General features: G+C 70.9%; 3 protein-coding genes and 1 tRNA gene. 3 read left to right on the forward strand and 1 reads right to left on the reverse strand.

Annotated elements, in window-relative coordinates:
- Positions 1-5,347, reverse strand: a 5,347-nt coding sequence (locus tag ACWDU4_RS28060) for a fatty acid synthase subunit beta domain-containing protein (RefSeq protein ID WP_450117236.1), incomplete at its 3' end; no start/stop codon positions are given.
- Positions 5,348-5,795: 448 nt separating this feature from the next.
- On the opposite strand from ACWDU4_RS28060, the gene ACWDU4_RS28065 reads away from it, so the two are divergent.
- From ACWDU4_RS28065 to ACWDU4_RS28075, 3 genes are all read left to right on the forward strand, one after another.
- Positions 5,796-5,880: transfer RNA gene (locus ACWDU4_RS28065), tRNA-Leu, on the forward strand.
- Between the two features lie 87 nt (positions 5,881-5,967).
- On the forward strand, positions 5,968-6,369 hold the full coding sequence (locus ACWDU4_RS28070; RefSeq protein ID WP_450117237.1) for a transcriptional regulator: 402 nt from the start codon (positions 5,968-5,970) through the stop codon (positions 6,367-6,369).
- On the forward strand, positions 6,366-6,740 hold the full coding sequence (locus ACWDU4_RS28075) for a DUF3817 domain-containing protein (protein WP_450117238.1): 375 nt from the start codon (positions 6,366-6,368) through the stop codon (positions 6,738-6,740). The genes ACWDU4_RS28070 and ACWDU4_RS28075 overlap by 4 nt, the downstream gene beginning before the upstream one ends.
- Positions 6,741-6,858 lie beyond the last annotated feature (118 nt).

A 6,858-nucleotide genomic window follows, 5' to 3' on the forward strand; every position in this document is an offset into this window, starting at 1 on the left:
CCGCGGCTCCGGCTCCCGCCGCGGCCGCCGGAGCGGCCTCCGCGGCCGGGGCGGCCGGAGCCTCGGGCTCGTCGTCGACCGGAGCGGGGTCGGTGTCCGTGGAGTACACGACGCCGGCCTCGCGCTCGATGTTGAGCACCTCGACCGGGCCACCGACGCGACCGGGCAGCTTCAGGGTCTGCGACGCCAGGTTCGCGACGGTCGGGGTCGCGGCCAGACCGATCTCGACGAACCGCTCGATCCCGAGACCGCCGTCGGCCTCCTCGCCGAACAGCAGGTCCTGGGTCTCGATCCAGCGCACCGGGCTGGCGAACTGCCAGGCCAGCAGCTCGGCGAGCACGACGCGGGTCAGCTCGACCGGCTTCGCCGACCAGCTGTCGAAGTCGGCGAGGACCGCGTTCAGCTGCTCGGAGGGCACCAGGTCCGCGATCTCCTGGATGAAGTCCCGGCCGAGGTTGAACGGCTTGGGCACCAGGTTCGGGATGTAGCGGCCGATCAGGATTGCCGGGTCGATCTCCTCGGGCAGCAGCTTGAGCAGCCGCTCCCGGAAGTCGTCGACGCCGCCGCGCAGAACGTTCGAGTGGAAAGGCACGTCGATGCCGGGGATGACGATGAACGCCCGCTTGCCGCCGATCTCGGCGCGCTTGCGGTCGATCTCCTTCTCCAGGGCGTCGAGGCCGGCGACGGTGCCGGCGATCGCGTACTGAGAACCGCGCAGGTTCAGGTTCACGATCTGCAGGAACTCGCCGGTCTCCTCGGCGATGCCCGACACGAACACCTCGAGATCGGCGTCGTCGACACCGAACTGCGACGGCCGGATCGCGGCCAACCGGTAGTTGGAGCGACCGTTCGCGTCGCGCGGCACCAGAGCATGCATGGCCGAGCCACGCTGGAACACGACCTCGAGCACCGCCTCGAGCGGCAGCACCCCGGCGACCGCGGCAAGCGCGTTGTACTCACCGACCGAGTGACCGGCCAGGTACGAACCCTCGACGAAGGCACCGGCCTCGCGCAGCTCCGCAACCTGCGCGACACCGAGCACGGCCATCGCGACCTGCGTGAACTGCGTCAGGTGCAGCACGCCGTCCGGATGCTTGTGGGTGACGCCCCGGGCCTTCACGACGGTCGGGTTGTCACGAACGATGGCGAGGATCGAGAAGCCGAGAGTCTCGCGGGTGTGCTTGTCGGCGCGGTCCCAGATCTCGCGGGCGGCCTTGGAGCGGGCGCGCGCGTCCAGACCCATCCCGGGTCGCTGGATGCCCTGGCCGGGGAACGCGTACACCGTCTTCGGGGCCGCGGTGCGGCCGGTGGCGACCATGACGAGCTCGCCGTCGACACGGCAGCCGACCTCGACGATCTCGGCGCCGGCGTCGTGCGCGACGCGGTCGACGCGGACGTCGATCAGCGCGCCGGGGCGGACCATGCCGAGGAATCGGGCGGTCCACGCGGTCAGGCGACGTGCCGGGACCGTGGCCTCCGGGTCGACGGCGACGACGACCTGCTGGGCGGCGGCCGACAGCCACATGCCGTGCACGATCGGGCTGCCGAGCCCGGCGAGCAGCGCGGCGTTGTCGGAGGTGTGGATCGGGTTGTGGTCCCCGGAGACCTGCGCGAACGCGGCCATGTGCCGGGGCGCGACGATCGTGGTCTGGCGGCGGCGACGACGCGGGGTGTCGACGGCGGCCTCGGTGAGCGAACCACCGGCGCGCTGCGGATCGGCCAGTTCGGCCTTGCCGCTGCGGCCGCGGATCGCGAAGCGCTCGACCATCGTCGCGAACGTCGGGGCGGCGGTGCCCTGCTCGCCGCGCATGGCGCCGACCTCGACGTGGACCTCGACGACGCGACCGAGGTCGGTGTCGACGACGGAGACACCCTCGGCCTTGACGGTCAGGACCGCCGCGTCGGCCGGGACGGCGTCGACCAGGTTGACCGCGTGGTCGAGGTGGACCAGGTCGAGCATGCCCTCGATGGCGTGCACGCCGTCGGTGGTCTGCGCGGCACCGAGCACCGCGAACACCGCCGGCCAGCAGGCGCCGACGAGCACGTCCGGCACCACGTTCGCGCCGGGCACCAGCGACGTCGGCAGCCCGGAGGCGGTGACGCCCGAGTGGTCGGCGACCAGGTCGGGGATCCAGGCGACGTTCAGGCGGGCGACGTCACCCTTGACGGTCGGCAGTTCCTGGCCGGCCGCGACAGCGAGCAGCGCCGACATCGCGGCCTCGGCGTCCTCGGCGGTGACCACGGGGGCGCCGCCGTCGCGGGTGGAGTCGGGGACGGTGATCGCGATGGTGACCGCACGGTCGCCGACGAGCGGCACCCGCAGTTCGACGCGGCTGTCGTCGAGCAGACGCAGGGTGGCGCCGGTGGTGGCGTGCGTGCCCTCCGTGTCGGTGACGGTCCAGGCGTCGAGGTCGCCGAGCCGGTGCACCGGGTTGCGGGTCAGGCGCGCGGCCCACAGGACGTCGGGCGCGGCGAGAACGAGACCGAACAGGCCTGCGCCCTCGGTGCGACGGCGACCCGCCACGGCGAGCGGGGTGGCACCTGCGGCGAGCAGTTCGTCGGTGGTGGCCTTCTCGAAGCGGTCGAGCAGGTCACCGACCGGCTCGTCGGCGCGGGTGATGCCGGCAACGGCGACCGTGCCGGGGATGATGCACACCTGGTCGGCGGAGTAGCGCGGGTCGTGGGCCTGCCACAGCGAGTCGGACCGCCACCAGCGGCGCACGTCCTTGTCGACCACCGGCACGAAGTTCACCGGCTTGCCGGGGGTCTTGCACAGTGCGACGAAGAACGCGACGTCGGCCGGGTGCAGCACGGTGGTCCCGGCGTCCGGGAAGCACGCGCGCAGGGTGCACAGGGCGGCCTCGGGACGCTCCAGGATCTGCTCGTCCGCGAACTGGGTGACGATCGGGCCGCGGTCGTTGCGGTGCAGCCGGGCCTCGGCGCGCTGCAGCATCTGCGCGAACCGGTCCCGCCAGGTGATGTCCAGCCAGACCGACTCGGTGGCGTCGGCGTACGCCTGGGCCCAGTCGGTGCCGCAGTCGAACTCCTTGGCCGCGTCGATCCCGACGGCCAGTTCGAGGTAGCGGCGCAGCCAGCGCTCGTAGGTCATGGTGGCGACGTCGCCGAAGTACGGCTTCGCGGTCACGTCGAGGGCGGCGATGATCTCGTCGCGACGCTTCGCGACGGCCTTCTCGTCGCCGGCGACCTCGTCGAGGAGGCGGCCGGTGCGGGAGGCGGCGTTGTCGATCTCGTGGATGTCGGCGCCGAGCTGGCTGCGACCCGAGGACATGCCACCGGTCGCGGTGCCCGCGGCGACCCAGTCGGGGGTGCCGGGGGTGTCCACGAGCATCTGCTTGACGTCGGGCGAGGTGGTGGCCTCGAGGGTGGCCATCGCGGCGGTGCCGACGAGGATGCCGTCGACCGGCATCGCCGGGTAGCCGAGCTGCTCGGACCAGCGTCCGGTCAGGTAGTCGGCGGCCCGCTCCGGGGTGCCGATGCCGCCGCCGACGCAGATCACCAGGTTCGGCCGCGCACGCAGCTCCGAGTAGGTGCTCAGCAGCAGGTCGTCGAGGTCCTCCCACGAGTGGTGGCCACCGGCGCGGCCGCCCTCGATGTGTGCGATGACCGGGAAGTCGGGCACCTCGGCGGCGATCCGGATCACGGACTTGATCTGCGCGACGGTGCCCGGCTTGAACGCGACGTGGGTGATGCCGGCCTCGCCGAGGTCGCCGATGATCGCGACGGCTTCCTCGAGCTCGGGGATGCCCGCGGTCACGACGACGCCGTCGAACGGGGCGCCCGCGGCGCGGGCCTTCGGGACGAGGCGCTTGCCGCCCACGTGCAGCTTCCACAGGTACGGGTCGAGGAACATCGAGTTGAACTGGACCGCGCGGCCGGGCTCGAGCAGCGAGGACAGCTCGGCGACGTGGTCGGCGAAGATCTTCTCGGTGACCTGGCCGCCACCGGCGAGCTCCGCCCAGTGGCCGGCGTTGGCGGCGGCCGCGACGATCTTCGGGTCGACGGTGGTCGGGGTCATGCCGGCGAGCAGGATCGGCGAGCGGCCGGTCAGCTTGGTGAACGCGGTCTCGACGGCGACCTTGCCGTCGGGCAGCGACACCAGCGACGGGCGGAACGACGACCACGCCTTGGCCACCTCGGGTGCCGCACCCGGGGTGAGCAGGCTGCGCTGGCCGCCGCGGGTGGAGACGGCGACGATGCCGACGCCGCTGCCGCGCAGCGGTCCGGCGGTCATGCGGGTCAGCAGGTCGCCGGGGCCCAGGTCGAGGATCCAGGCGGCGCCGGCGTCGACGACGGAATCGACGTCGGCGACCCAGTCGACGGAGTCGGTGAAGCAGGCGCGGGCCAGGCGGGTGGCGCGCTCGACGTCGAGGCCACAGCGGGTGGCCCAGGCGCCGACGGTGTCGACTGCGTCGGACAGCGCGGGGTGGTGGAATCCGACCTCGACGGCAACGGGCTCGAACACCGGCGAGAACACGGCACCGCCGCGCTTCTTGGCCTCGCGCTCGGCGGCCTCCTCGGCGGCGATCTGCTCGGCGCGCTGCTGCACGCGGGCGAGCTGTGCCGGCGGGCCGGACAGCACGACGCGGCGACGCCCGTTGCGGATGGCCATGACGACGCCGCGCTCGGCGTCGACGCCTGCGGCGAGCTCGTCGACGATGGCCTGCATGCGGGCCGGGTCGACGTCGGAGACCGCCAGCATCGGGGTGCGCTCGCCGCTGCCGATGATGCCGCGCCGACGGCCGACCAGGACCGCCGCGGCACCGATGAGCTGGGAGATGGCGAGCAGCGCGCCGTCGGAGGCGCCGCCGTCGGCGACGGAGTCGGCGGCAACCTTGCCCTGCGAGTGCCCGATCACCGCGACCGGCGCGGTCTGTGCGGGGTCGAGGCCCTGCAGGCGCAGCGATCGCAGCGCGGCCAGCTGGGTGAGCAGCACGCCGGGCATCGACACCGACGCGGAGGTCAGCGCCTCGGCGGACGGTCCGGCGTCGGTTGCGTCCTCGTCGGCGACGTCCCGTTCCAGGATCCAGCCGATGGGGTCGAAGCCGATCGGCCGGACCACGAGGAGGTCCTGCGCGACGGGCGCGAGCGCGTCCGCCGCCTCGTTGACAAGTGCGGTGAGGTCGGGCTCGAGGCCGTTGTCACGGATGAGTTCCTCGAGCGATTCGAGCCAGGCGGCACCCTGTCCGCCGAAGGCCAGTGCGTAGGGTTCGCCGGCGACAAGCCGATCCCGCAGGGGTGACTTCGCGGCGCCGGCCCGGGCCGGCGCGAACCGGGCACCCGAGGTGCCGTCGCCGTTGCCCAGTGGTGTGCTCTCGTCGATCGTCACGCTGGATGGTCCTCTCCTGGTCGGAACCCGCCGACGTCACAACCTCCCGACGGCGCATCGTCGCGCTCGCGGGCGGTTCTTCGGGGGGTGCGAACAGGGTGACACAGGATCATGAGGAATTCCTCACGTTTACCGTCCAGGTGCGGTGTTCTACCAGGTAGTAGGCGTGACGCAGCTCACAGGACAGTCGTCCAAGTGACTTTCCGGTAAGGAAGAACGCGCTGGCAGTGCGAAGTACCCGTGAGTAGCAAAGTTGAGGAATCCCTCACATTGATCGTTATCCAACCGTTATTTTTGTGGTTCGAGCATCGAAGTCCTCTTTACCTTCACGGCCGACCCCTGCGGCGTCGGTGTTGGAGGGCGTCGGATCGGCCCACAGAAACCAGTTCGGGGGGCAGACTCCTCGTGTGCGTCCGGCGACGATGCCGTGGCATAGTCTGTCCTGCACGCGCGAGTGGCGTAATTGGCAGCCGCGTCAGGTTTAGGTCCTGGTGTCTTCGGACGTGGGGGTTCGAGTCCCCCCTCGCGCACCACAGCTGGAGTTGTCGGGCAGGGCAACTGTGACCCTCACCTCCCCGACCACCGGCTTCACCCCTTCCCACCTCGGGTACCGTCGAGGTGTGGCCCGTACACCCTCCCGCCGCCGACCGGCACTGATCGTGTTCGTCATCGTTGCGGCCGCCGCATGCCTGGCTCTCGGCTACTGGCAGTGGACCCGCTTCGAGGCCGTCGGCGGTAACGGCCAGAATCTCGGCTACGCGTTCCAGTGGCCCCTGTTCGCCGCGTTCGTGGTCTACGCGTACCGCCGGTTCGTGCAGCTGGAGGACGTCGCACCCGAGGACCAGCCGAAGGCGGCCAACGGCGACGCACCCCGCGAGATCCCGGCCGATCTGCTGCCGCAGCGCAACCAGAAGGCCGCCGAGGTCCTCGACGCCGACGACCCCGACGACGAGGCCCACCAGGCGTACAACAACTACCTCGCGCAGCTCCGGGCGAGCGAGGCCGATAGGAGCAGCACGTGAGCACGGCCCCCGACGAGACCGTCACCACCACCGAAGTCCGCGACACCAAGAAGATCGCCTCGGCGCTGACGCGCTACCGGGCGCTCGCGTACATCACCGGCGTCTGGCTGCTGATCCTCACGGCCGAACTCATCTACAAGTACCTGATCCTGTCCGACGCGAGCAGCGCGCCGTCGTGGTTCTTCTACATCGGACAGGTGCACGGGCTGTTCTACATGCTGTACCTGGCCTTCACCATCGACCTGGCGATCAAGGCGCGCTGGAAGGCCACGACCATCGTCGCGACGGCGCTCGCCGGCACCATCCCGTTCCTCTCGTTCGTCGCCGAGCACCGGCGGACGAAAGAGGTCAAGGCCGCCTTCAACCTCTGAGAGCGCACTCCCCCTTCTTCCCGAATGGCCCATTCGTTCAGTTGAACTGAAACAAAGGGGCCATAGGGGAATAAGGGGGAGGTGGAAACTAAGATAAAAGAACAGCGTGGTGTAAGGG

Source organism: Rhodococcus sp. NPDC003348 (genome assembly GCF_053589375.1).